This is a genomic window from Aquibacillus salsiterrae (genome assembly GCF_028416595.1).
GTDB lineage: Bacteria > Bacillota > Bacilli > Bacillales > Amphibacillaceae > Aquibacillus_A > Aquibacillus_A salsiterrae.
The window spans coordinates 51306-77779 of record NZ_JAMQKC010000005.1; the positions used below are offsets into that span (position 1 = coordinate 51306).

Consider the following 26474-nt stretch of genomic DNA (forward strand, 5'->3'; position numbering starts at 1 on the left):
ATTTTTGAGAACACTCTAATACAGCAAGATGAAAAACAAAATCATTCTGAAACGTGACCTAACAGAAGGCGTAGGTATTATTCGTGAGGAGCAGTAAACGATTTGATGCTCTTTTATTTTCATAAGTTTGTTGGCTTGTCAAATCACCCTTTACCTGACCCAATTAGATCATGATTAACACGCTCTTGTGCCGCACCAATTTGCCTTGTCGAAGTTCTTTCAATTAATTTTGGTTCAAACACAATCGACTGGTGCTGCTTATTCAAACTACCACTCTTATCTTTTATAATGTTCAGTAGAAGCTTGGCTGCCTCCACACCCAATTCCGTTTTTGGATGGCAAACCGATGTCAATTTTACTTCAGAAGCTTCTGCGAGGTTGGAATCATCGTAACCAACAATTGACAGGTCTCTAGGTACCTGTATCCCTTTTTCTCTTACAATATCTAGTAATTGTAAAACCAGTTCGTCATTATAACAAACTAGTCCAGTTGGAAGTTGTTGGCTATTTGATAATAATGCTTCAAGCTGCTCTTTAGGTTTTTCCTCTTGGTTACATGTTTTAAATAGAATAATATTTTGCGGGTTAAGTGGGATTCCATACGCACGGTGAGCTTTTATATATCCCTTTAACCGTTTTAACCCTTGCATATCATCGGTTTTATAAATCCCAATCATGTCTCTGTGACCTAGCTTGATTAAATGCTCCGTTTGAATGTAACCACCTTGCTCATCATTAACAACAACAGCCGGAGGTTCTAACTCCTCATAGTAGGCGTTAATCATTATAAAAGGGATATTTTCCTTCTCCAAAGTTAAGTATAGATGAAGATTAGGGCTGGCTGATGCACTCCTCGTTGGCTCGACAATAACACCATCATAATTTCCCATTAAAATGGTCTCTAGCACCCTTTTTTCTTGGTCATAGTCATTTTTTGTATTAAAAATACTAACATTGTAACTTTCTTGACTAAGAAAGCTTTCTGCCCCTCTAATGATCGTAGGAAAAATATAATCTGAAATAAACGTGGTAACGATAGCGATATTTTTCTGCGAAGGATTTAACTTCATCACCTTGGACCTGTCTGCACAGAAGGTTCCTGACCCTTGTATTTTATATAACCAGCCTTCATTTGCAAGTTCGCCGATCGCTAACCGAACGGTATGCCGGCTTACACCAAATTCTTTAATCATTTCACTTTCTGAATGTAGTTTTTGATTGGGAGCATACGTCCCGTCTAAAATTTTTGATTTGATTGCTTGCTTAATAGCTTTATATTTTGTCGTCATAGTAGCCACCTCACCTCTCCCAATCCATCAATCAATCCTTTATGTTAATGCCCACTTATTTCCGATAACGCTTTCACTTTTCGCCAACTGGTACGTACTAACTATTATAAGTTATCGATATTGGTAACACAATACCGACTATGTATTTGTCCATTTCAACAGCCTAACTAAACAAAATGGTTATCCAATTTGTGATAGGATAACCATTTTGTAAATCAAGACTTAATCTCTCTTGTTGAGTTTCTAATAATTAATTTTGGCTCATATACGACTGAGCTGATTGATTCACTAGCTTTCTTTTTGTTCGTATTTTTTTCCTTAATTAAGTCTAAGATAACCTTTGCAGCAGTTTTTCCCATTTCACTTTGCGGATGTTCAATAGTCGTTAACTTCACTTCCGACACCTTCGCTAGGAAAGAATCATCAAACCCTACAACCGAAATGTCTTCAGGTACCTGTAGTTGTTGTTCTCTTAACACATCCAATAACTTAATCGCAAGTTCATCATTGTAACAAACAAGCCCGGTAGGAGCGTCAACAGCGGCAGAGCGCGTTAAGATATTACTTAATTCCGCTACTGGTTTTGTGCCTTTTTCCAAGGAATTATAAGTGACGATATTGTTTGGATTGATTGGCAATCCATTTGCACGGTGAGCTTTAAAATACCCTTTCATCCGCTTCGTACCTTGAATATCATCCACTTTAAAAAAGCCAACAATATTTTTATGACCTAATTTTATCAGATGCTCTGTTTGGGTATATCCGCCCTTTTCATCATCGATCGTGATGCTAAGCGGCTCAAGTTCATCGTAATAGGCATTGATCATAATATACGGGATATCTTGTCTTTCCAAATTTAAATAATAATTAATATTTGGATTAGTTAGGGCACTTTTCGTTGGTTCGATAATGACGCCATCAAAGTGCTGTGTCAGAATTTTTTCTAAAAATCTTTTTTCATTTTCGTGATCATTATTTGTACTGAACAGGCTTACCTGGTAACCTTGTTCACTTAAATAGGATTCAGCGCCACGAATAATCGATGGGAAAATATAGTCAGAAATATATGTGGTTATAATTGCTATGTTTTTTTGGTTTAGTGGTCCGTTCGCGATTTCATCTTTAGATCTATCAGCACAAAATGTTCCTGCACCTTGCTCTCTATACAACCAACCTTGATTTACTAAGTCACCGATTGCGAGGCGAACGGTATGCCTGCTCACATCAAATTGTTTCATTAATTCACTTTCAGAACTAATCTTTTGATGTGGTTGAAACGTTCCATCTAATATTTTTGATTTAATTGCTTGCTTAACGATATTGTATTTGGTCTGCATCCTTACACCTCAATTCCGATTCCGATACTTATTCGTATATTTTACCACATGCATTATATCATTATCGTTTCACTTCTGCTAATTCAGAAAAATAAATTTAAGTCCCTTTGGAAATCGCCCTGCACTAGACAGCTCTTGTTTTTTTATACTTTCAAAAAACCGCAGAGATTCACCAACCGGTAAATCTCTGCAGCATAAGTAGATAAATGCTCTGAAATTAGCTCCAAATACGTTCGTTCCACCTTAATTCATTTCGGAATTGTCTAACGTTTAAGTCCTTATCTATCACTACACACTCGATTTGCGCCATATCTGCAAAGTCATATAATTGTTCCGTTGTCACATTAAAGGTAAACACTGTATGGTGTGCTCCACCAGCATAGATCCACGCTTCTGTTGCCTCACTTAATGAAGGCTCAGGCTTCCATAACACTTTAGCAACTGGAAGATTTGGTGTTTCAATTGTTGGTTGCTCGGCCTTTACTTCGTTGATTACAAGACGGAATCTTCCACCCATTTCAACTAAGGATGCGTTTAGTGCATCGCCGCCTCTACCATCAAATACTAGTCGGGCAGGGTCTTCTTTTCCACCAATTCCTAAAGGATTAACAACAATCTTTGGCTTTGTTGCTGACACAGTCGGACAGATTTCTAACATGTGTGACCCCAACACCATTTCATTTCCTTGTTCTAAATGGTACGTGTAATCTTCCATGAAAGATGTACCTTCATTTCCAGCGATTACTTTCATAACTCGAAGTAATGCAGCAGTACGCCAGTCACCCTCACCGGCAAAACCATATCCTTCTGTCATTAAACGTTGTGCAGCTAGACCAGGCAATTGCTTCATACCATGTAGATCTTCAAAGTTTGTTGTAAATGCGTTATAATTTCTTGCAGATAAAAACGCCTTAAGTCCTAGCTCAATTTTACCTTGTTCTAAAATCGCATCTCTAGTCGGACCAGGTTGACTCGCTTCAGCTGGTAGTTCATATAACTCACTATACTCTTTAAATAGTTGTTCTAGTTGTTCATCTGTAACCTTATTCATTTCTTCAACTAAGTCACCGATACCGTAGTAATCTACTGTCCAACCAAATTTGATTTGCGCTTCTACTTTGTCTCCATCAGTAACAGCAACATTACGCATGTTATCACCAAACCGCGCCACACGGATGTTCGGACCTTCTGTAAATGCTACAGCTGTCTTCATCCAGTTACCTACTTTTGTTTGAACATCACCGTTTTGCCAGTGGCCAACAACTACTTTGCGCGGAATGTTCATACGCGTTCCAATGAAGCCATATTCCCGGTCACCATGGGCCGCTTGATTTAAATTCATGAAATCCATATCGATCTCGCCCCAAGGGATATCACGATTAAATTGCGTATGCAAATGGAGCAAAGGCTTTTGTAATGTCTTTAACCCAGCAATCCACATTTTCGCTGGTGAGAACGTGTGCATCCATGTAATTAAACCCGCACAATTTTCATTGCTATTAACTTCAAGTGCTAGTTTGTGTATTTCGTCTGCTGTTTTTACAACTGATTTAAAAACAACTTTAAATGGAAGATCTCCTTCTGCATTAATTCCTTCTACAACCTTTTTTGAATTATCGGCAACTTGCCGTAATGGCTCTTCCCCATATAAGTTTTGACTTCCTGTTACAAACCAAAATTCGTAAGGCTTAACTGTTAGCATTCTATTTCCCCCTAAGTCCTAATAAATATTGCTTGCTTATTATTTCTGATTGCATTTTATTTATGGATCACATTATTTTTGACCGTAGTAGGCATTGGCACCATGTTTTCTTAGATAATGCTTATCGAGCAATTCTTGGTCCATCGGTGGTACATCTGGATTTAGTTGATACGTATGCAGGGCCATTTTTGCACATTCTTCTAATACAACAGCGTTATGCACAGCTTCATTAGCATCTTTGCCCCAGTTAAACGGTGCATGACTATGAACAAGCACACTCGGAATTTCTAATGGATTAACATTATTAAATGTTTCAACAATGACATTGCCTGTTTCTAACTCGTATTGTCCTTGAATTTCTTCCGCAGTCATTTTCCTTGTGCAAGGCACAGTTCCATAAAAATAATCAGCTTGGGTTGTTCCTAAGGCAGGGATAGGTTTACCAGCCTGCGCCCAACTTGTCGCCCAAGGTGAATGTGTATGAACAATTCCACCTATTCCTGTGAATTTTTTATATAGAACTAGGTGTGTTGGTGTATCAGAAGATGGCTTTAACTTCCCCTCCACAATGTTTCCATCTAAATCTAATACGACTAAATCCTCTACTTTTAATTGATCATAAGGTACACCACTAGGCTTAATGACTACCAATCCTGACTCTTTATCGAAACCGCTTACATTTCCCCAAGTGAAGGTGACTAATCCGTGCTTAGGGAGGGCTAAATTAGCCTCTAATACTTGCTGTTTTAACTTTTCTAACATGAAAGCATTCAGCACCTTTCCTTTTACATATATATCGCACCATTTCTTGTACGTATATTTTTTCTGGTTAATTTTATATTAATACAATTCGTACGTACAATCAATAAGTAAGTACCATTTTTTTGAAAAAATTAGTTTAAACCCTGTACTTATATCGAATTCGTACTTCTTACAATGTGTTATCCCACTCCACAAACAACCGAGTTAGTTTTGTTACATTACATTTTCCGTACAACTATTAGCCAATTATAGAAACAATAAATAACAACTTTGCAAATCGCCACACGATGCATGTGACGATCTATTTTCTTTGGAATTTATCTTGTTAAATTAACGATTGTTCTACCAATGACTTTTCCATTAATAATGGCACTTAAAGCACCTGGTAGTTGTTCAATTGTTATTTCCCGGGCAACTTTTACTAGATTATTAGGTTTCAAATCAGTGGCCATTCTTTGCCATAGTATTTTTCTCACTTCCATTGGGCAATAAACAGAATCAATACCAATTAGCGATACGCCTCGTAGAATAAAAGGGAATACCGTTGTCGGCACACTTGTTCCACCAGTCAGACCACTGACGGCTACCGCACCTTGGTATTTGATCTTACTTAGTGTTGCAGCAAGGGTGTTACCACCGACCGGGTCAACCGCAGCTTGCCATAATTGTTTATCTAACGGCTTAATTTTTTCATCGTATACATCTGAACGAGAAATAACTTGTTTTGCGCCTAACTCTACCAAATAATCCTTCGCATCATTCTTGCCACTACTAGCTACAACATGATAGCCCCGCTTATGTAACATTGCTATCGCCATACTACCGACGCCACCAGTTGCACCTGTAACAAGAACCTCTCCCTTGTCTTTACTAATCCCTATCTGCTCAAGTCTCTCGATTGACAATGCTGCCGTAAGCCCTGCTGTACCGTAAATCATTGCTTCTCTTAACGAAAGTCCGTCTGGTAGCGGAACAATCCAGTCTCCCGGAATACTGGCATATTCGCTGTACCCACCAAAATGGCTAACACCAATTTCATAGCTTGTTGCAATAACTTGGTCGCCGGGCTTAAACCGCTTGTCTTTTGATTCGACAACTTCTCCCGCTAAATCAATACCAGGAACAAATGGATATGTTTGAACTATTTTACCATCAGGGCTATTCGCTAACCCATCCTTGAAATTGACACTAGAGTAATGAACCTTGATTAGCACATCCGCGCTCGGCAAATCATCAAAGGAAAGCCTGTCCACCTTTGCAAAAAATTGATCCTGTTCTTTCGTCAATCGATAAGCTTTAAAATCTGTCATCATCTACATTCCTTCCAACAATTTAATCTTCATGGTTTTGAGTTTAGACCCGGTGTTTCAGCTTGCTGAAACCAAGATGTTTCAGCTTGCTGAAACCAAGTTCGCTTAAGAAACACGTAGTGCACCAAGCGGCGCATCACGTGTTTACCACAAAATCAACATTTTCGTGCTCATAAATTTTCTTAAAATCCTTATTATCCTTTAAATTTGTATATAAATCTTCTGGTGAGAACCATAAATAATCATTTTCCAACTTATAGTCTGCCCCTTTATAATAAGACAACCAGACCAGTTTTGAACAGTAAATATACTCCCACGGATCCTCGAGTGACTGTGAAAGGGTATAGGAGAATACAGGTTTTTTCTCCCCCTTTTCAACCCTAGCTTTATATTCCTGTAAATATTCTTCAGCATACTGTGCAGCAGCTTTTCCTAACTTCGCTGATTTTGGACGAAATTGTGCATGCCTTGGGTGTTTTTCTAAAAACTGTTGAATGGAAGCCTTTCTGATTGCCGGGTCACCTCCTGGCGATTCAATTAACTGGTCATCAGAGACAACAATGGCAGAGTGGCCAATATAACCGGTTAAGGATTCGTTGACGTTGTCAGACGCAACTAAAATATCGCCCGATTTAAAATTGCGAGCCCTGCTGTGGGTTTGAACGAAAAACTGTTCAGCAATCGGTATAACATGCCCATACTGAAATAGGTGACCGACCACAACGATGTGATGAACCGGATAGTTTATTTGTAAATGAAAGCTATCTCCCTCATAATAAGTTGCCACTAACCGATGATCAAGGTAAACGGCACAGGAATGAAAAGCAAAGTTGGATATTCGCTTAATTTTTATCCAATCACTATTCTTTGTTACTTTAAAATGTTGCGACATTATATCACCGCCCAACACCAATGTATGCAACGAGATTAAACAGTGTTACATAACGGGGAACGGCACATGCTATAAAATTCTATTATCTACACATTTTCATTAAATTTATAGCCAGCTCCTCTAACGGTAACAATATAAGGAAACGTCGGATTCTTTTGGTGCAGCTTCTTTCGAAGGTTACTTATATGAACCATGACTGTACCCGTATCAACAAAGGTTTTTGTTCCCCAAACATGTTCATATAATTCATCCATCCTAAAGATTCTTCCTGGGAACCTGGCGAGCTGTGTTAAGAGCTTGAATTCTCGTGCGGATAAAATGACCAATTCGTCATTGATGTTAACTAGTTGCGAGGAAAGATCTATTACGAGGTCACCATGTTTAATTTGCTGACATAGTTGGTGGTGTTTTTGCCTCATGAGGTTACTTCGTCTTATGTGAGCATTAACCCGGGCTACTAATTCAATCGGGTTAAATGGTTTAGCTATATAGTCATCACTTCCTGCATTTAAGCCGATTACTTTATCTTCTGTATCTGATTTCGCACTAACAATAATAATTGGTATGTCTGTGTAATTTCTTAGTTGTTTGCATAGCTCTATTCCATCTATTTCAGGTAGGAGTACATCAGTAATTATTAAGTCAGGATTCTCTTCCAACACATGACCAACCGCACCACACCCCCCTTTTAAGCACTTTATTCGATAACCTTCCATTTCCAAATGATACCGAATCGATGCTCGTTCTTCCTCCTCTTGGTCCAAAATAACAACCTTAGGTGATAACAACCTAATACCCCTCCTTTTTAAGAAAAGCGCAGAGCGACTGCTCAGCCCCGACAGGCATAAGACAAGACCTGACGTGGCGCTCTTTGCCACAAAAGGAATTGACTTATGACCCGAGGGGCTAGGCGCTGAAGCTAGACAAATAGAAAAGCGCAGAGCGACTGCTCAGAAAAACCATATATTACCTCCATAGTAGCATAGACAGCTGGTAAATCAACCCAATTTATTTAATTTTCAGTTATTAAGAAATAGTAACAAAAAAGGCGTGTAAACTGATCATCGTTTACACGCCTTTTTATGAAAGTAAATCCGAGATACCCGCTTCCATCTCCGTTTATGCTTGACCTAATTGCTGCCCGTTAACCTTCTCTTTCTTCGCTAGCTTTACTAGTAGATAAGCAATTGGAGTGTCAATGATCGCAATCATAAATTTAACAACATATTGGGTGACAATCATACTAATCAAAACCGGTGTAGGTACCGTACCTGCGAAAGCGATAGCTATAAAAATAGTAGTATCTAACAACTGGCTAAGCATGGTAGATAGGTTGTTTCGTAGCCAAAGCTTTTTCTCCCCATGCTTTTCTTTTAGTCGATGAAAGATGATGACATCCACGTTTTGACTAACAAGATAGGCTAATAAACTAGCGAGCATTACTCGGAAACTACCACCTAGTATAGTAGCAAATGCCTCTTGATTTGCAAATATTGGTGCAGCCGGTAGCTCAATTGCTAGGTAAATAAATACAAGACCAATTACTTGGGTCAAGAATCCTGCCTGCACTGTTTTCCGTGCAGCATCTTTTCCATAAACCTCACCAATCACATCGGTAATCAAATAAGTAACTACATATGCAATTACAGCTGCAGGTAAAATAAAGTTACCAACACTAATAAGCTTTACCCCTAATATATTGGACAATATTAATAAGCCCACAAACAATGAATGAAGATAAATATACATATGTTACCCCTCCCTTTATTTTAATGTCCAAATGGGAGGTACTTCAGCAAACCCTCAATTAGCGATTATCAATCTTTTCAGGATACATATCGTGATTCATCATACGGTGATCTGCCATTTGTTCATATTTCGTTCCTGGTTTCCCATAATTACAATATGGATCGATGGAAATACCACCTCTTGGTGTGAATTTCCCCCACACTTCAATATAGCGAGGATTCATCAAATCGATAAGGTCATTCATAATGATATTCATGCTGTCCTCATGGAAATCACCATGGTTACGAAAACTAAACAAATAAAGCTTCAGAGATTTACTTTCTACCATTCTTTCATCCGGAATATATCTAATATAAACCGTCCCAAAATCGGGCTGACCTGTTTTAGGACACAGCGTTGTAAATTCCGGACAATTGAATTTTACAAAATAATCTCTGTTTGGATGTTGATTGTCAAACGTTTCTAACACTTCTGGTGTATAGTCAAAAGAATATTTCGTGTTTTGGTTACCTAATAACGTTATATTTTGTAAGTCTCCATCTTTTCTGCCTGCCATGGTAAAACTCCTTTCTTGTATAAAAATAAAAGCCACGCCCCTAAGGGACATGGCTGATCACGTCATATGTCCTTAGTTTTTTATAGAGGGTTATTGCTAAGAACCTCTCCCGCTCGGAAACGGAATCTATCCATTTACTCGCCTAATTATATAGACGGCTACATCGATTGTCAATCTAACCTTTTTCCATACGGTTCTTTTCTCAAAGTTTCCGCTTCAATCAGTTTAGCTTAAAATACAATCGTTTTATTTTCGTGGACAATAATTCTATCTTGCAGGTGCCATTTAACCGCACGCGCCAACACGCTTCGTTCAATTGATTGACCGATTTTTCGCATATCCTCCGCATTATCACGATGGTTAACCCTGCTAATATCCTGTTCAATAATTGGCCCTTCATCTAAGTCATTGGTGACATAATGGGAAGTTGCACCAATCAATTTGACTCCACGTCGATATGCTCTTTCGTATGGATTTGCGCCAACAAAAGCAGGTAAAAACGAATGGTGGATATTAATAATTTTATTTTTAAATGTTTCAACGAAATGAGGCGTAAGGATTTGCATGTACCTTGCAAGTACAATTAAATCAATATCATGTGCTTTTAACAACTCAATTTGCTTCTGCTCGACTTCTTTACGAATATCTTTATTTGCCGGGATATAATGGAACGCGATGCCTAACGATTCAACCATCTCTCTTGACGTTTCATGGTTACTTACTACCATTGCAATATCTGCCATTAAGTCGCCACTTTGCCATTCCCATAACAGCTCTAAAAGTGCATGCGGCTCTTTGGAAACAAAGATAGCCATTTTCTTTATGTTATAAACATACATTAGTTTCCAATCCATCGAAAACTCGTTTGCAATCGCCTCAAAATCTTGTTCAATCTCATCAGCCTTTTGCTTCAAATCAGGGCATTCGAATTCGATTCGGATAAAAAACTCGCCACCCTCGGGATCTTGTGAATACTGACTCGAATCAATGATGTTCGCTCCATGTTCGAATAAAAATTGGGAGACTGATGCCACTATTCCTGGCCGGTCTGGACATTTTATTAATAGCCTAGCTTTATTTTCATTTTGCTGCTTATAGACATCTATCTTTTCTTGTATATAACTTTTCATGTTTATCCCTCTTATTCACAAATAGTTTCCGTACATCTTTCTCGCCTGTACGTGGAATAACCACCCCTATCTTCAACATAAGGATGGTCCCCAAGCCCAGCTAAGAAAAGCGCAAGTCGCCCCGAGCTAGACAGAAAGAATTAGCCGTTATTTTATTACTGTACTCAATTTAACGTACAGAATCAAGTTTGATACGGAAAAAAGATGTTATTAAGCGCTAAACACTTGATCCATGATCACTAAGAAATGGTCAACTTCCTCTTTCGTCGTTGTTAGTGGTGGTAAAATTCTAACAACATTCGGCCCTGCCACAACAATCAGTATCTGTTTTTCCCTTGCAGCGTGGATATAATCGATGGCATTCCCCTTAACAACCATACCGATCATCAATCCTTTGCCACGAACAGCCTCAATATCATCGTATTTTTCTACAAGCTTAGCTAAGCCTCCCATTAAGTAGGAGGACATCTCTTTTGCATTGTCTAAGACCGTTGATTCAACTAAATGGGTTAGCGTTGCTAAACCAGCAGTTGCAGCAACTGGATTACCACCAAAGGTACTACCGTGGGTACCTGGACTAAACGATTTTGCCACATACTCTTTAGCAAGCATTGCACCAATTGGAACACCTGAACCTAATCCTTTGGCAACGGTTATGATATCTGGCTCAATCTCATACTGTTGGTAGGCAAATAAAGCACCCGTTCGCCCCATTCCGGTTTGAATTTCATCAACGATTATCAAAATATCGTTAGCCTGACAAATACTAACTAGCTGGTTCAACCATTCTTTATCGGCAGGCACAACACCACCCTCACCTTGGACAAGCTCTAGCATGACAGCACACGTAGTCGGCTGAACAAGTTTTAATGCCTCGACGTCGTTGTAGGCTAAATAGCGAAAGCCTTCAAGTAACGGGGTAAATCCGTGTTGAATTTTCGCCTGTCCCGTTGCCGATAATGTCGCAAGGGTACGACCATGGAACGAATTAGTAAATGTGATAATTTCTTTCTTATGCTCCCCGTGATGGTCTGCTGCATATTTCCGCGCTAATTTGATTGCCGCTTCATTTGCTTCTGCACCGCTATTACAGAAAAAAACTTGGTCCCCGCAGCTATTTTCTACGAGCTTTTCGGCTAATTTTTCCTGGGCCGGGATGTGATATAGGTTTGAACAATGCCAAAGGTTGTTTAACTGGCTTTTTACTTGTTCATATACGACATCCGGAACGTGTCCCAAGTTACATGTCGCAAGCCCTGAGGTATAGTCTAAATATTTTACTTCATGATCATCCCATACATAGCTTCCTTTTCCTTTTGATAAGGTAATCGGAAACCGACTATAGGTTGACATGACAGGATCTACTTTTGTTGTTTGATTAGACATATGGCATCTCCTTCTCTAGCGAAATTCTCGTTCCAATTGTTTCGCCATTCATAAACTGAATCAGCCCATTTACTTCTAGGCCATTAACAATGGATACCTCAGGGACTCCTTGGACGAGCGCCTTTAAAGCAGATTCAACCTTTGGAATCATTCCACCGTAAATTACTTTATCTTCAATTAATTGCTCAATTTTTTCCTTGCCAACGTGGTGAAAAATGAGCTTCTCCCCATTTTGCTCCGTATAAATTCCAGGAATGTCACTGATAAAGCAAAGCTTTGCTGATAGTGCTTGGGCAATTGCTGAGGCAGCCATATCTGCATTAATATTAAACCGTTGTCCTTCTTCATCAATACCTACTGGTGAAATGACAGGGATGTAGCCTTGGTTAACAATTTCTTCGATAATTGGTGTTTTTACTTGTTTAACTTCTCCAACAAAGCCTAACTCACTTACTTTTGCTGGTGTGGCATGAAGCAAGCCACCATCAACACCACTAATACCATATGCCTTACCAGAAGCTTGTGTTAGATTACGGACAATTTGCTTATTCATTAAGCCACTAAGCGCCATTTCTACTACATCAAGCACTTCGTTGGTCGTGACACGAAGGCCATTGACGAACGACGTTTCCACACCCATGTTGTCTAATAGAGAAGAAATTAATGGACCACCACCGTGAACAATAATTGGCTTCCATTCACCACTCTCATGAATGTTGACAATATTTTGATAAAACGACTCTGGTAGTGCATCGAATACACTGCCACCACATTTAATTACGACATAATTCATCCCAAATCACCCTCCACTTAAGTACGATAGGAAGCATTAATTCTTACATAATCATAGGATAAGTCACAGCCCCACGCTGTTGCCTTTCCATTGCCATCACCGAGCGTGGCATAAATCACAATGGTATCTTTGAGTAAATATGCTTTTGCATCTTCTTCACTAAACGGAACGGGCATCCCATTTTCAACGACTGGGATCGTCCCAAGACCGATACTTACCTTGGTCGGGTCTAACTGTTGGCCACTATAGCCGATCGCTGTAATAATTCTTCCCCAGTTTGCATCTGCACCGTGAACCGCAGTTTTCACCAAGTTAGAAGAAATAATTGACTTACTAATCGCGCTTGCTGCCTCGTCCGTTACAGCACCACTCACTTGTACCTCAACAAGTTTACTAGCACCTTCCCCGTCACGGGCAATTTCTTTAGCAAGCATTTCACATACAAGTCCTAACCCTTCGATAAACACTTGCCACTCTGGGTGGCTCTCATTCAATGGTTGATTTTCCGCTTGGCCATTAGCCATTACTAATACCATATCATTGGTACTTGTATCACCATCAACCGTTATCATGTTAAATGACTTATTCGTGATTGTTTTTAGAGCTGTATGCAAAGACTGTGACTCAACTGCTGCGTCGGTTGTAATAAAGCTAAGCATCGTAGCCATATTTGGATGAATCATTCCAGATCCTTTTGCTGCTCCACCAATCGATACTGTTTTTCCATCGATCTCAAACTGGATAGCCATTCCCTTTTCCTTCGTGTCCGTAGTCAATATAGCTGTTTCAAACCGGGCCGGCCCTGCATTCTCTTCATCGTTAATGCTTGCAATTCCTTGGTTGATTTTTTCCATTGGTAACAACTCGCCAATTAGTCCTGTTGATGCAACAGCAGCATAATGTTCCTCAATCCCTAACACATTGGCAAAGTTTTGTCTCATCTCGTATGCGTCCTTAAGCCCTTGTTCACCGGTACATGCATTTGCAATACCCGAATTACAAACAATCGCTTGTAATTTGTTTTCTTTGGCAATACTTTCTTGGGTGACTTTTAGCGGAGCCGCTTGAAATAAGTTGGTTGTATAGACACCAGCTGCACTAGCTGGAACTTCTGAATAAACCCAGCCTAGGTCTAATTTACTTTTGCGAATACCACAATGCAGACCACCTGCCGTATAACCTTTTGGTGTCGTAATATTACCATTTGGTAATAGATATATTTTTTCTTGTAATGCTAGTTGATTCGATTCCATTGTTGCACTCTCCTTATGGATAAATAGGTAAATGGTCGATGCCTGTTTGCACGTCCCAACCGTATAGTAGATTCATATTTTGAATTGCCTGACCCGAGGCGCCTTTTACTAGATTATCAATTACAGAAATAACCGTAAGCTTTCCCGTTCTCTCGTCTGCGTAAATACCAATGTCACAGTAATTACTTCCATATACTTCTCGAGTTGATGGGATACTCCCGTCCGTCCTCACCCGTACAAATGGATGATTTTGATAAAAAGAATGATAGAAAGCGATGATTTCGTCTGTCTTTTTGAATTCGGTTAAATCTGCGTAAATCGTACTCATAATTCCCCTTGTCATTGGTACAAGGTGTGTCATAAATGTTATGGTTAAATCTTCACCTGATTCATTGCTTAAGATTTGCTCAATCTCTGGAATATGTTTATGTTGTCCTAGTTTATAGGCTTTAAGATTTTCATTCATCTCTGAATAATGGACATTGAGAGATAGACCTCTCCCTGCCCCTGACACCCCTGACTTTGCATCAATTAAAATCGACTTTGGATCAATCACTTGCTGTTTAAGTGCAGGTATTAACCCTAATAGTGTCGCAGTCGGGTAACAGCCAGGATTGGCAATTAAATTTGCTTGCTTTATTTGGTCTCCGTAAATCTCACTTAAGCCGTACACTGCTTTATCCACATATGCTTGCGGGGCAGGTGATGATTGATACCACCGCTCATAACTTTCGGGTGACTTTAGTCTAAAATCTCCTGAAAGATCTATACATTTAACACCTTTTTCAATTAACGATGGAATATATTCTTTACTCACGTTAGAAGGTGTGGCAAAAAACACTAAATCAATTGTTTTGCTAAGTTCCTCTACATCTAATGCTTCCATTGTCATTTCGATAACATCGGTTAAATGTGGGTACACGGCTGACAGCTTCGTCCCATTTTGAGAATGCGAGATTACTTTTGTTAACTCCACTTTGGGATGATTTTTTAAAAATCTAATTAATTCAATCGCACCATATCCAGTGCCACCGATAACTGCTATTTTCACGTTCTATTCACTCCTAAAGTTCTGGATCGATTGATTTATTATTATACTTGATTATGTATTTTTATACAACATCATTTTCAAAATTTTATAAAAAAATATCGATGAGATCAAAACGCGCCACTATCTATTGGACAAAGATATTCTTAACGTCACAAACTGCTATTTTCTGTTCATTAATCCTGAATAATAAATGCATAACATTGAATAATTATCCATAAGAAAAGCGCAAGTCGTGCCTTTGAAACAAGATATCGCGGCAACCTTGTTTAAAATTGTAAAAGAAAAAGCTTGTAAAGAAACAACGTTCTCTACAAGCCTGGTATTTTTCATCTTATTTTTTCGCAATGACTTTATTTTCTAATGTACCAATTCCTGCAATCTCTAATGTTACAACATCACCTTCTTCAAGAAATTGCGGCGATTCCATTCCAGCCGCTACCCCACCAGGAGTGCCTGTTAAAATGATATCACCTGGTTCGAGAGTAATTAGCTCTGAGATAAACTCAATTAGGAATGGGACATCAAAGATTAAGTGCTTTGTATTCGAGTTTTGTCGTACTTCACCATTTACAGAAGCTTTCACATCAATAGTAGACGGGTCGGGAATTTCCTTCGTTGTGACAATCCACGGCCCAATCGGTGTACTCCGGTCAAGTGACTTTCCTTGAAGCCATTGCGGTGTTCTTTTTTGTAAGTCACGCGCGGAAATATCGTTACCAATCGTATATCCAGCAACATAGTCAAGCGCCTCATCTCGCTTCACACCAGAAGCTTTTTTACCAATAACGACCGCAAACTCCACTTCGTAATCGAGTTTACTTGTTTTTGGTGATTTTTCAATTGCATCTTCTGGACCAATTAATGCATTGTTAAACTTCGAAAAGAGTACAGGGAAATCGGGAATCTCACTTTTCATTTCTAACACATGGTCCTTGTAGTTTGTCCCGATACAAATGATTTTTGACGGATTTGGAACAGGCGGTCCTAGCACAATATCTCTACGATTAAAGCTGGTAAGGCTTTCATTTTCTAACGCATAAGCATAGGCTTCTTCTGCACGATTGAGCGACAATTTTCCTAACGCAAAAAAATCATTAGGATTATCCGGTAATAAACCTAAGGCGGCATGCGCGCTATCTTCTTCATCTTTTGCAAGCAGCATTTGCTTATACACAGCTTGCAAGTCAAACACTTTATCATCTAGGACAAATCCAATTCGATATGGGCTAAATTCATTCCCCTTCGTTTTGTAACTAACAATTTTCAATGTAAAACAATCCCCTCTCCTATGTAATACTTGTATTGTACCACCTATCTGTTCACTTGGTCAGATAATTCACACAGTTTGGTGATTATTGTGTTTTAAGTTTGGTACTAAATCGGATGAGGGAGGGGCGGCAGACCGTTAGTCTAAGACTTAAGGTAAGAGTTTACTTGCAAGGGAGGCCAACTGTCCGCCTAGGTGAGCAAAGTATTTCCAGTACGTTAAAAACTCGGGGGAATTTGTCCTTTTCTTTTAAAACTTTATTTTACCGAAACATCAACTGTCGCACCGCGCTCAATTGTGTTTCCTACTGTACATGCTCGTTTCGCCAATTTAACTAATTTCTGTTTCACCTTGTCATCAACACTGCCGATGACGTCTACTTCAATTGTAAACTTTTCAATTCTGGACGGGCTATCCTCAGCCTTTTGCGGTTTGACTGAAATAGTGTACCTGTCAACGTCTAACTCATCTCTATTAATGAGTGCATCAAGTGAAAGAGCCATACATAAGCTTAGCGAGCTAGAGATTAGTTGAAACGGCGTTAAACCATTTTCGCTATCCTGTGATGTTACCCCATTAATGGTAAAACCTGCTTCATTTGATAGTTGAAAGTTACCCTGCTGTTCTCTAGTTAACGTTATCATCAAAAATTCGCCTCCTTGAGACATGACTACATTTACTTTTCCCGTTCCTAGCAGAAGTTACTCATCTTTTTTGGATCGCGTATGAAATCTAAAAGTTGCCACCTGCGCGTTTTTTATATAATCTCAACTGCTATGTTGATTTGCGCTCGGGGCAATCCAGTCTGAATTAGGCTTGGATTCGGACTCTGGTGACTGTTTTCCGCCTTTTCTTGTCCGAATTAAGCATGGATTCGGACTCTGGTGACTGTGTTTCGCCTTTTCCTGTCCGAATTAAGCATGGATTCGGACTCTGGTGACTGTTTTTCGCCTTTTCCTGTCCGAATTAGGCTTGCATTCGGACTCTGGTGACTGTTTTCCGCCTTTTCCTGTCCGAATTAGGCTTGCATTCGGACTCTGGTGACTGTGTTTCGCCTTTTCCTGTCCGAATTAAACATGCATTCGGATGCGGTTAAAGTAATTTTTCCTTATCCAATAGGTTTGAGCTCCAGGCATCTCATAAAAAAAGCAGAAGTCGCGCCTTGCGCTAGACAGCTCTTAGATTTTTTATACTCTCTTATCCTGCAAAAAAAAGAAGAGGGAACCCTCTCCTTGAGAAAAATTATAATACCTTACTTAAAAATGCCTTTGTCCGTTCATTTTGTGGATTATTGAATAATTGATTAGGCTCATTCTCTTCAACGATATAGCCCTCATCCATAAAGACAACACGGTCGCCAACCTCTCGAGCAAAGCCCATTTCATGCGTAACAACAACCATTGTCATTCCTTCTTTGGCCAGTTGCTTCATAACTTCAAGTACTTCTCCAACCATCTCTGGATCTAACGCTGACGTTGGTTCATCAAACAACATGATCTTCGGCTCCATCCCAAGCGCGCGCGCAATTGCAACCCGTTGCTTCTGTCCCCCCGATAACGAGTCAGGATAAACTTTAGCCTTTTCCGATAATCCAACCTTCTTTAACAGAGCATGTGCTTTTGCTTCGGCATCCGCCTTTTTCCATTTTCGCACAGTAATCATCGGTAAGGTTATATTATCCAAGACCGTTTTATGTGGAAATAAATTAAATTGTTGAAATACCATGCCAACTTCCGTGCGAATTTCATTGATATTAACCTTTTTATCCGTGATATCGACACCTTCTATTAACACATGGCCATCAGTAATTGATTCAATCCGGTTTAAACAACGTAAAAAAGTAGATTTCCCAGAACCAGATGGCCCAATCACAACAACAACTTCTTTAGGGTCAATTTCTACACTAATATCTTTAAGGACTTCAACATCCCCAAACGATTTCTTTAAATTTTTTACGGAAATCACTTTGTCGCCAACCTTCTTTCTAAGTAATTTAGTAAGTACGTTAGGCTCAACGTTAAGATAAAATAAATAAGTGCAACAGTTAAATAAGGTTCCCAAACACGATAATATTGACCCGTTGCTGCTCTACCCCAATATAATAGTTCTGGCGCAGCAATAATAGCTCCTAGTGATGAATCTTTTAACAGAACAATAAATTCATTTCCTAACGGCGGAATCATTCGCTTAAATGCTTGTGGTAAGATGATATACCACATTACCTGTAACTTATTCATCCCCAAGGAGTGGGCAGCTTCAGCCTGACCTTTGTCAATCGATTGAATTCCGGCACGAAATATTTCCGCAACGTAAGCTGCAGAATTTAGCGACAATGTCACGATGACAGAAGCAATAGGATTTACCGGAGACATAATCAAGGGCATAACAGCAAAATGGATTAAAAACAATTGAACGAGCAGTGGTGTTCCTCTAAAGAAATTAATATACCAAACAAACGGTAAACGTAGGATAAATAATGGCGACATCTTTCCAAGTGCAATAAATAAACCTAGGATACACCCGATCAATACACCCGCAAGCGACATTCCAATTGTCTTTAACATCCCCTGCATAAAGAAAGGAAAGTATTCTATTACTATTTTCATTCGAAAGTCAATACCGATATCTGCAAGCCTTTCTTGGATAAACATAAGAAAATCAATCATAAATTTACTCCTTTAAAGCATAGTCAAAAAGTTAACCATGGACTTCCTACTAATATTCTTAATCTACACTTTTTAGTCAGGATAATACCTACTTACGGAAAAAGAGCGTAACGGTAATCGTTACGCAACTTTTTTTTATTCTGTAGCATTTGTTAACGCATCAAGATTAGGTTCTTCACCAAACCATTCTTGATAAATTTCTGTGTATGTTCCGTTTTCAATCACAGTAGCTAATGCTGAACTAATCTCATCTACAATTTCACTATCTTTTGGAAACATAATGCCATAAAATTCTGATTCAAAGTTGTCTTCATCTGTTACTGTTTCAACTTTTGCATCTGGATTATTTTTCTTATATTCCGCTGCTACAACATTATCTGTAACAACCGCTTCGACGTCCCCATTTTGAAGTGCCATGAAGGCAAGCGCTGTTGTTTCATACTTGGAAATATTTTTGTTATTTTGTCCAACAATCTTTTCTGCAGCATCCGCGCCAGTTGTTCCTGTTTGAACACCGATTCTTTTGCCTTCTAAATCATTGGCATTCGTAATCCCTACGCCTTCATTGAAAACAATCATGTGTGTGGACTGGAAATATGGTACTGAGAAATCGTATGTTTCTTTTCGATCATCATTGATTGTAATACCAGAAATACCTAAGTCAACACTACCACTTCTTACTGATTCAAGCATAGGGTCCCAACCGAGATTTTTCAATTCATAGTCGTATCCAGCTTCTTCCATAACTGCCGCTAATAAATCAACGTCAAATCCAACAATTTCACCAGTTTCCATAAATTCAAATGGAGCAAAGGCAGCATCTGTACCAACTTGCAAAACTTTTTTCTCTTCATCGGCCTGCTCTGTAGCCTGACCGTCCGTTCCTTGTTCTGTTTCTGAAGAACCATTTGTATCTGACTCTGTCTCGTCAGTACTAGTCCCACATCCAGCTAGCGCAAGGATTCCTATTAGCAACAAGCTAACATATAAAAAGGGTAATTTTCTCATAAATATTCACTCCTGATTTTTTTTGAAAAATTCACAGCAATAAAATAATAACCTCTCAGCATTTAATTATCAACACTTTTAATTCAAAACTACTATTTAACCTTTGTTTTTAAAAAGTGAATGATTATACAGGCACAGCATGATTTTTCCTACTTTAACTAATCTTAATCTTAAAGTTAAATCAACAAATTGTCAAAAATTCGACAAAAGATTTGCCTGATACCCCTCTAGTAATTAATCACTAGTTGACATTAACGTCTTGTGAATCCATATTGCAGCTTGCATACCATCGCCCATCGCTATTGTAACCTGTTCAGAATGCGCAACAACGTCACCAGCTGCCCATACATTTTCGACACTGGTCATTTGGGTTCTAGGATTAACTAAAATATGTTTATTCCTATGAAGCTCCACCCCTAAGCTAGCAGCGAGCTCGGACTTAACTTCATTTCCACCAAATGCGATAAAGCTGTGATTGGCGTGTAGCTGTGAACCATCGTCCAATATCACACCATGAAACTGACCTTGATCAGCTAAGATATCTTTGATGTTTGCCTCATAATAGCTAATATTATGTTGTTTTAGTTTTGCTTGATGATTTGGTTCAAGTTTTTCTTCCCCATGATTTACGTAGAGAAGGTCATTACTAAAGTAGGTTAGCGTCAGTGCCATTCCTACCCCTGCCTTCCCTGATCCCATTACTATCGTCTTTTTCCCTTTGATTTCATGGCCATCACAATCCGGACAAATATAGACACTTTTGCCAAGGCAAGGATATAGCTTTGGAAAATGGGGGATATTGTCTTTGACACCTGTAGAAAAAAGCAATCGTTTTGCCTGATATATATTTCCATTATCGTCGCTAATTCGAAACTGATTCGCTTCCTTTTCCACCGTTTTTACGGATGCGTCATGAAATGCAACTCCTAAACTCTTTGCTTGGTCGGTACCAATATCCCTTAGATTTTGGCCACTTACCCCTTCTTTCCAACCTAACATGTTATGATAACACTGACATAGATTTGATCTCCCGTTTGATTTGGCATCGATGACAATGACATCATGGTTATATCTTCCAAGTTGAATAGCAGCTTGCAATCCAGCAATTCCACCACCAACAATTGCACAATCATAAATCAAAACAATCACTCCAACATAGATATACAGTACGTATCTATTGTTAGTTAATTATTCGTATTTATGTATCTAGAAATAAGAAAAGCGGAAGCGCCTTGCTAGACAGACATGCATAAGACAAGCCCTGACGTGGCAGTCTTTGCCACAGAATGGCTTGTCTTATAACCTCAGGCGGGCTAGGAAGCGGAGTAGACAATGAGAAAAGCGCAAGTCGCGCCTTGCCCAGCCTAACAGATTTGGGTTCCGTTTCAGTCATTCTGTCGATGATGATGCCCTTTATCGACAGATTTGGGTTCCGTTTCGGTCATTCTGTCGATGATGATGCCCTTTATCGACAGATTTGGGTTCTGTTTCGGTCATTCTGTCGATGATGACGCCCTTTATCGACAGATTTGGGTTCCGTTTCAGTCATTCTGTCGATGGTGACGCCCTTTATCGACAGATTTGGGTTCCGTTTCGGTTCGGGGACAGGCGCCCGTGGCTAGACAGCTCTTGGATCTTTTTAAACTTTCTTATCCTTAAAAAAAGACTACTCTCATTGAGATTAGTCTCTTTACAATTTATTTAGTATTTGGCATCCATATTTTAAAGTTTCCGCTTAGTGCTAACAAAGTAAAGAAGTATAAACAGTTGTCATAGTAGCGTCTATCACCAGTACGTACAGGTGTATTCCAAAATATATCGACACACTTTTTTGAAATTTCTCCTGTTGTTGCCAATGACGCCATGGCATTAGATGCAACTAGACCTACCGGATGGAGTGATTTTTCTTCAAACGGCTCACCTGAAATTTTATAGCGACGGTAATCTGCAGGATTTTTATCAACAAAAAAGCGTTGAATTTTTTCAGCAATTTCCACAGGACACTCTTCATCTCTAAACCATTCATAATCAAGTCCAATGTTACACGTTACTCGGTATGAATCACTAAAGAAATGGCCGTAACCTTTTTCATCATTTGGCGTTCCATCATAGTAGGCATATTCCGGCGCTAACCCTGTTTCAGGATGACAGGCAATTTTCAAATATTGCCTACTTGCACCTGCCGCTTCTTTCCAAAACTGTCTATCTTCTGGAACAGACCATAACGCAAATAGTTCATAGAAGTGTGGCAAATGGTAGGATGGATCTGAAAATTCAACATTAGGAACAAACTTAATCAACTTATTATCTCGATTCCACATTGGGTACCCATCACCGTTTTCTCCTTTGTGGATACATGTATGTAACAGCTCACGGGCATGTTCACTGTAATCAAACAGACCTTCACCATCACCCCAACGATGCGCAGCAAAAAATAATGCTAAAGCAAAATATTCTTCCCCGTCAGGTGCTGGTCCATAAGAACGTTTGGAACCATCTGTGTTACATGACCACGCAAAATAACCTGCATTTTCACCTTCTGTCATATACATATTCTTCATCGTCCATTTCCATAGGCGGTCAAATACATCTTTGTTATTCATTTGCACAGCCATCATCATCCCGTAGGACATTCCTTCTGTCCGAACATCTATATTACCGGTATCTAGCATATAGGCTTCATCTGTTCCTACCTCAAAATAGATTTGCGTTTCAGGATGTTTATCTGTGAATAATTGCTCCCATGCTTCTGCCAATCTTCTATTTATTTCTGTTTCGTCATAACCATACTCGTTTAACAAATTTCGATATTGTTTACTGTGCATTGCAGCTTCCACTTTGCTCATAATTAATGCCTCCTTTATAATCTCTAAAGTTTGGTTTTGCTTGAATTAAAGATTTGTTACCGTTCAAACCGGAACCAACTAAAATCAAAGTTACTTCCAGGTAAGAATACAAAGGTAACCTTTTGCATACCTGTTACTTTTTCTAAATCAAAAACTCTTTCTTCTATTTCATCGGAATAGTTAAATTCTACTATTTGTGTACTTTCGCCATCTTCATTTGCAAACTTGACATGAATCGTATTTTTATCAATCGGTGATTTACCATTAACAACTAGCTTTGTTGCTCCTTGATCGGTGAAGTCCATGTTTTCATATTCTAAGGAAACGTTATTTCCGATACCATTGACACTGTTTTCAGCTATTTCAAACGTATCGCCATAAATATAATCATTTTCGGTAGCCATGTTTTGCTCAAATGCCCTGTTTTTCTTTGCAAACGAGAACCCTTTGATATGAACCTTCTTGTTAAGCACAAAGCAAAGCGACGTGATGCCGTTAAGTCGTTTGTTCAATGGATAGGTTTCTTCTTGATAGACATTCCATTTGGACGGTTTTTGATAGATAACATCTGCGACAAGCTGACTGCCTTCTTCCGCAGGCATACCTTCCCAAATTTGAATTGGGTATTCTTCGCTTGATAAAGCAAAAACTGGTACAGTAATCGTGTCAGAGCCATAGTGGCCAAAATCAATGTCGCGGAATCCTACTTGTGTTTCCCCGTCTCTACTTGTCGCAACGCCTCTTTCATTTCCGTTTGTAACCTCACCCTTGCTATAGTCATAGAGTCCGGCAGAGATAAAACCGTATGGATCTTTATAAGCTGTTCCTAGACCTTCAGCCTTAAATTCCAACTCAGAAATAAGCTTAATTTTATCTGTGCCATTTTCACTCGTACAACGGACGCGGAAATCTCCGTCACCTAGTGCTGTTACCTTAGCTTCTAAGCCATTCGGTTCTATTTTCGAAATATTTGATTCAATCCCACCGTCAAGGACAACACTCCACTCCACATCATGGTAGGAAGCATCTTCCGGTAATAGTTTTGCCTGAACAACGATCTCTTTTAGTTCAGGGGTAAACACCTGCCCAGATTCACTGCTAATATCAACTCTACGAACGGGAACCTCATCTTCTGCTCCCATTACAATTGGCATGTCCTTACTTTTTGTATTCGTAGCAATTCCTGCTAAATTCTGATCCTCTGCCGGAAGCGATTCAAATTCTAACGTTTCACTTTCCAATCCTTTTGATGTGACCTCAATCTTTACCTGTCCTGGCTCTAACGTTGCACCAATAATCGCCATTAGCTTACCACTAAACAACCTTCTACTTTTTCCTTTGTACTGGTCGTAGTCGGTGCTATCTCCATTATCTAATCCAAGCAGACGTCCAGCACCAGTTACCTCAACATCGACGCGGTTTGTGGCATTTTCAACTGGGTTACCATCTTCGTCATCTACTGTAATTTCCACAAAAATTAAGTCTGTTCCATTGGCAGTAATTTTATCTCGGTCTGCATTCAACCTAACCTTTGTTGCATCACCAAAAGATTTTCTCACATCTGTTGCAATCACATTACCCGCTTCATCATAGGCGATTGCTTTCAGTTCTCCAGGTTGATACGGAACTTTCCACCAACCAACAAGGTCTTCGCCATGCTCATGATCAATATCAAAGGTTCCTACTGTTTCACCATTAAGCTGCAGCTCTATTTTAGGTGCATTTGACGCAACACGCACATCAATTATTTGTCCTTCGTTAAAATTCCAATACGGGAAAAGGTGAACCATTGGTTTTTCCTTATAATCCGTCCAACCTGCTTGGTAAATATAGTAAGAATCCTTTGGAAATGTTGCTGTATCAATCTGCCCGAGGTAAGCATTTTTCGTATGATATGGTGTCGGTTCACCAATATAGTCAAAACCAGTCCACAGGAATTGCCCCAAGGAAAACGGCGTGTCACGCTCAGCTATAATACAAGCTTCTGCCGACTTAGCGCCCCAACTTGTCGAACTATTTCCAAGCGCAGAACACTGTTCATCATCGTCAGCTAAAATTGATTTTTCAAACGGGAAATGATAGATTCCTCTACTTTGTACAACGGAAGCTGTTTCACTACCATAAATAATCCAGTCCGGATGCTCTTCGTGGTGCTTTTGGTAGTATTTTTCCGCATAATTGTAGCCAGCGACCTTTACAATGTCGGCACACTTTTGTGCATTTTCCCATGGCATGAAATTGGATCCAATCGTAATTCTCGCATTTTCCTTTGGATCATATTTTTGCACTTCTTCCATTAGTATTCTTGTTAACTCTTGGCCACGCTCATCGGCATGTGTATCATAGATTTCATTGCCAATGCTCCATAACAGTAAGCTCGGATGGTTTCTATCCCGTTTAACCCAGCTTTTCACATCAACAAGTGCCCAGTCTTTAAAAAACCTCGCATAATCATATGGTGTTTTTGACCTTTCCCACATATCAAACGCTTCCGTAACAACGAGCAGCCCCATCTCATCTGCCAAGTACATCAACTCTTTAGCTGGCATATTATGGGCCGTTCTGATTGCGTTAACTCCCATATCTTTTAAAATTTCAAATCGCCGTCTTAACGCATTTATATTAAAGGCAGCCCCCAATGCGCCGAGGTCATGGTGTTCACATACACCATTTAGTTTCATTCTTTTTCCATTTAAATGAAAGCCTTGATTCGGGTCGAGGTGAATCGTTCTAAAACCTATATTTTGAGTTACTGCTTCCATTACATGTTTATCCTGACCAACTAATAATTCGGTTTTTAGTTGATAAAGGTGTGGTTCGTCAACATCCCATAATAGTGGGTTCTCAACTAGTAACGTTTGTGCATTTTTTATTACAGCATTTGTCCCAGCATCGATTTGCTCTGCTGTTGATGACACTTCTTGCCCTTTATACAAAATGGTGTGTGAAAGCTGAACATCTTCCTCCATATTCAATTCTGTATCGATTTCCACCAGCCAGGCCTTATCTAATTGTTTCGTTGATACGTAAATTCCATCGGATACGATGTGATTTTTCGCTCTTGTTTTTAGCCATACATTACGATAAATCCCTGCACCTGAATACCACCTGCTATTTGGTGCTTGATGAACGACTTTAACAACAATTTCATTTTCTCCTTTGACAACGGCATCAGTAATATCATGTTCAAAGGAGGAATAACCGTTTTTCCATTCACCGATCAACTGAGCATTCACATATAATGTTGAGTCCATATAGACACCATCAAAAAAAAGGAGAATATGGTCAACTTCTTCCTCGCATGTAAATGTTTTACGATACCAGCCGATACTATTTTCATATAATTCTAATGTATTGTAGATTAACCAATCGTGTGGCAAGTCTACGGCTTCAAATGATAATTTCGTACTATCTGATGCTTCCAAGTCACTTTTAGCAAATTCCCATCGATCATTAAAAAGTATTTTCTTATTCACG

The 26474-nt window shown here is 39.3% G+C and carries 22 protein-coding genes and 1 riboswitch; all 22 genes read right to left on the reverse strand.

Annotated elements, in window-relative coordinates:
- Window positions 1-143 precede the first annotated feature (143 nt).
- The 22 genes from NC799_RS08080 to NC799_RS08185 all read right to left on the reverse strand — a co-directional run bounded on the left by NC799_RS08080 (window position 144) and on the right by NC799_RS08185 (window position 26473).
- Window positions 144-1289 (reverse strand): GntR family transcriptional regulator, encoded by a 1146-nt coding sequence (locus NC799_RS08080; RefSeq protein ID WP_272445912.1) that lies wholly within the window; start codon window positions 1287-1289, stop codon window positions 144-146.
- A gap of 215 nt (window positions 1290-1504) precedes the next feature.
- Window positions 1505-2626: a GntR family transcriptional regulator gene (locus tag NC799_RS08085; protein WP_272445913.1), complete on the reverse strand. Its 1122-nt coding sequence runs from the start codon at window positions 2624-2626 to the stop codon at window positions 1505-1507.
- 217 nt (window positions 2627-2843) lie between these two features.
- Window positions 2844-4328: an L-arabinose isomerase gene (araA, locus tag NC799_RS08090; RefSeq protein ID WP_272445914.1), complete on the reverse strand. Its 1485-nt coding sequence runs from the start codon at window positions 4326-4328 to the stop codon at window positions 2844-2846.
- A 72-nt stretch (window positions 4329-4400) separates the two neighbouring features.
- On the reverse strand, window positions 4401-5090 hold the full coding sequence (araD, locus tag NC799_RS08095) for an L-ribulose-5-phosphate 4-epimerase (RefSeq protein ID WP_272445915.1): 690 nt from the start codon (window positions 5088-5090) through the stop codon (window positions 4401-4403).
- Window positions 5091-5407: 317 nt separating this feature from the next.
- Window positions 5408-6400, reverse strand: coding sequence for an NADPH:quinone oxidoreductase family protein (locus NC799_RS08100; protein WP_272446082.1), 993 nt, complete (start codon window positions 6398-6400; stop codon window positions 5408-5410).
- Between the two features lie 136 nt (window positions 6401-6536).
- On the reverse strand, window positions 6537-7292 hold the full coding sequence (locus NC799_RS08105; RefSeq protein WP_272445916.1) for a C40 family peptidase: 756 nt from the start codon (window positions 7290-7292) through the stop codon (window positions 6537-6539).
- Between the two features lie 86 nt (window positions 7293-7378).
- Window positions 7379-8080, reverse strand: coding sequence for a response regulator transcription factor (locus NC799_RS08110; RefSeq protein ID WP_272445917.1), 702 nt, complete (start codon window positions 8078-8080; stop codon window positions 7379-7381).
- A 331-nt stretch (window positions 8081-8411) separates the two neighbouring features.
- Window positions 8412-9041 carry a queuosine precursor transporter gene (locus NC799_RS08115; protein WP_272445918.1) on the reverse strand — a complete coding sequence of 210 codons (630 nt, stop codon included), beginning with the start codon at window positions 9039-9041 and terminating at the stop codon, window positions 8412-8414.
- A 58-nt stretch (window positions 9042-9099) separates the two neighbouring features.
- On the reverse strand, window positions 9100-9597 hold the full coding sequence (gene queF, locus NC799_RS08120; RefSeq protein WP_272445919.1) for a preQ(1) synthase: 498 nt from the start codon (window positions 9595-9597) through the stop codon (window positions 9100-9102).
- Between the two features lie 66 nt (window positions 9598-9663).
- Window positions 9664-9710: riboswitch (PreQ1 riboswitch) on the reverse strand.
- A 117-nt stretch (window positions 9711-9827) separates the two neighbouring features.
- Entirely contained in the window at window positions 9828-10727 is a 900-nt protein-coding gene (gene purU / locus NC799_RS08125; protein ID WP_272445920.1) for a formyltetrahydrofolate deformylase, read from the reverse strand.
- Window positions 10728-10937: 210 nt separating this feature from the next.
- Entirely contained in the window at window positions 10938-12113 is a 1176-nt protein-coding gene (locus tag NC799_RS08130; RefSeq protein ID WP_272445921.1) for an acetylornithine transaminase, read from the reverse strand.
- Complete coding sequence (argB, locus tag NC799_RS08135) at window positions 12106-12906, reverse strand: acetylglutamate kinase (protein WP_272445922.1); 801 nt, start codon at window positions 12904-12906, stop codon at window positions 12106-12108. Before argB ends, NC799_RS08130 begins: the two co-directional genes overlap by 8 nt.
- A gap of 17 nt (window positions 12907-12923) precedes the next feature.
- Window positions 12924-14159 (reverse strand): bifunctional ornithine acetyltransferase/N-acetylglutamate synthase, encoded by a 1236-nt coding sequence (gene argJ / locus NC799_RS08140; RefSeq protein WP_272445923.1) that lies wholly within the window; start codon window positions 14157-14159, stop codon window positions 12924-12926.
- 13 nt (window positions 14160-14172) lie between these two features.
- Window positions 14173-15210 (reverse strand): N-acetyl-gamma-glutamyl-phosphate reductase, encoded by a 1038-nt coding sequence (gene argC / locus NC799_RS08145; protein ID WP_272445924.1) that lies wholly within the window; start codon window positions 15208-15210, stop codon window positions 14173-14175.
- A gap of 331 nt (window positions 15211-15541) precedes the next feature.
- Complete coding sequence (locus tag NC799_RS08150) at window positions 15542-16477, reverse strand: fumarylacetoacetate hydrolase family protein (RefSeq protein WP_272445925.1); 936 nt, start codon at window positions 16475-16477, stop codon at window positions 15542-15544.
- A gap of 257 nt (window positions 16478-16734) precedes the next feature.
- Complete coding sequence (locus tag NC799_RS08155) at window positions 16735-17121, reverse strand: OsmC family protein (RefSeq protein WP_272446083.1); 387 nt, start codon at window positions 17119-17121, stop codon at window positions 16735-16737.
- A gap of 598 nt (window positions 17122-17719) precedes the next feature.
- Complete coding sequence (locus NC799_RS08160; protein ID WP_272445926.1) at window positions 17720-18442, reverse strand: amino acid ABC transporter ATP-binding protein; 723 nt, start codon at window positions 18440-18442, stop codon at window positions 17720-17722.
- On the reverse strand, window positions 18439-19095 hold the full coding sequence (locus tag NC799_RS08165; protein ID WP_272446084.1) for an amino acid ABC transporter permease: 657 nt from the start codon (window positions 19093-19095) through the stop codon (window positions 18439-18441). The genes NC799_RS08160 and NC799_RS08165 overlap by 4 nt, the downstream gene beginning before the upstream one ends.
- Window positions 19096-19278: 183 nt before the next feature.
- Window positions 19279-20151, reverse strand: a complete 873-nt coding sequence (locus NC799_RS08170; protein WP_272445927.1) for a basic amino acid ABC transporter substrate-binding protein — start codon at window positions 20149-20151, stop codon at window positions 19279-19281.
- A 234-nt stretch (window positions 20152-20385) separates the two neighbouring features.
- Window positions 20386-21291 (reverse strand): NAD(P)/FAD-dependent oxidoreductase, encoded by a 906-nt coding sequence (locus NC799_RS08175; protein WP_272445928.1) that lies wholly within the window; start codon window positions 21289-21291, stop codon window positions 20386-20388.
- A 557-nt stretch (window positions 21292-21848) separates the two neighbouring features.
- Window positions 21849-22997, reverse strand: coding sequence for a glycosyl hydrolase family 8 (locus NC799_RS08180; protein WP_272445929.1), 1149 nt, complete (start codon window positions 22995-22997; stop codon window positions 21849-21851).
- Window positions 22998-23053: 56 nt separating this feature from the next.
- Window positions 23054-26473, reverse strand: a complete 3420-nt coding sequence (locus NC799_RS08185) for a glycoside hydrolase family 2 TIM barrel-domain containing protein (protein ID WP_272445930.1) — start codon at window positions 26471-26473, stop codon at window positions 23054-23056.
- Window position 26474: the final 1 nt, after the last annotated feature.

Coding starts and splice junctions, on each gene's coding strand:
- queF (WP_272445919.1), bottom strand. CDS start 9,597: ATGGCAGGCAGAAAAGATGGAGACTTACAAAATATAACGTTATTAGGT.
- NC799_RS08130 (WP_272445921.1), bottom strand. CDS start 12,113: ATGTCTAATCAAACAACAAAAGTAGATCCTGTCATGTCAACCTATAGT.
- NC799_RS08170 (WP_272445927.1), bottom strand. CDS start 20,151: ATGAGAAAATTACCCTTTTTATATGTTAGCTTGTTGCTAATAGGAATC.
- NC799_RS08085 (WP_272445913.1), bottom strand. CDS start 2,626: ATGCAGACCAAATACAATATCGTTAAGCAAGCAATTAAATCAAAAATA.
- araA (WP_272445914.1), bottom strand. CDS start 4,328: ATGCTAACAGTTAAGCCTTACGAATTTTGGTTTGTAACAGGAAGTCAA.
- NC799_RS08105 (WP_272445916.1), bottom strand. CDS start 7,292: ATGTCGCAACATTTTAAAGTAACAAAGAATAGTGATTGGATAAAAATT.
- araD (WP_272445915.1), bottom strand. CDS start 5,090: ATGTTAGAAAAGTTAAAACAGCAAGTATTAGAGGCTAATTTAGCCCTC.
- NC799_RS08155 (WP_272446083.1), bottom strand. CDS start 17,121: ATGATAACGTTAACTAGAGAACAGCAGGGTAACTTTCAACTATCAAAT.
- argJ (WP_272445923.1), bottom strand. CDS start 14,159: ATGGAATCGAATCAACTAGCATTACAAGAAAAAATATATCTATTACCA.
- NC799_RS08115 (WP_272445918.1), bottom strand. CDS start 9,041: ATGTATATTTATCTTCATTCATTGTTTGTGGGCTTATTAATATTGTCC.
- NC799_RS08100 (WP_272446082.1), bottom strand. CDS start 6,400: ATGACAGATTTTAAAGCTTATCGATTGACGAAAGAACAGGATCAATTT.
- NC799_RS08180 (WP_272445929.1), bottom strand. CDS start 22,997: ATGAGCAAAGTGGAAGCTGCAATGCACAGTAAACAATATCGAAATTTG.
- purU (WP_272445920.1), bottom strand. CDS start 10,727: ATGAAAAGTTATATACAAGAAAAGATAGATGTCTATAAGCAGCAAAAT.
- argB (WP_272445922.1), bottom strand. CDS start 12,906: ATGAATTATGTCGTAATTAAATGTGGTGGCAGTGTATTCGATGCACTA.
- NC799_RS08080 (WP_272445912.1), bottom strand. CDS start 1,289: ATGACGACAAAATATAAAGCTATTAAGCAAGCAATCAAATCAAAAATT.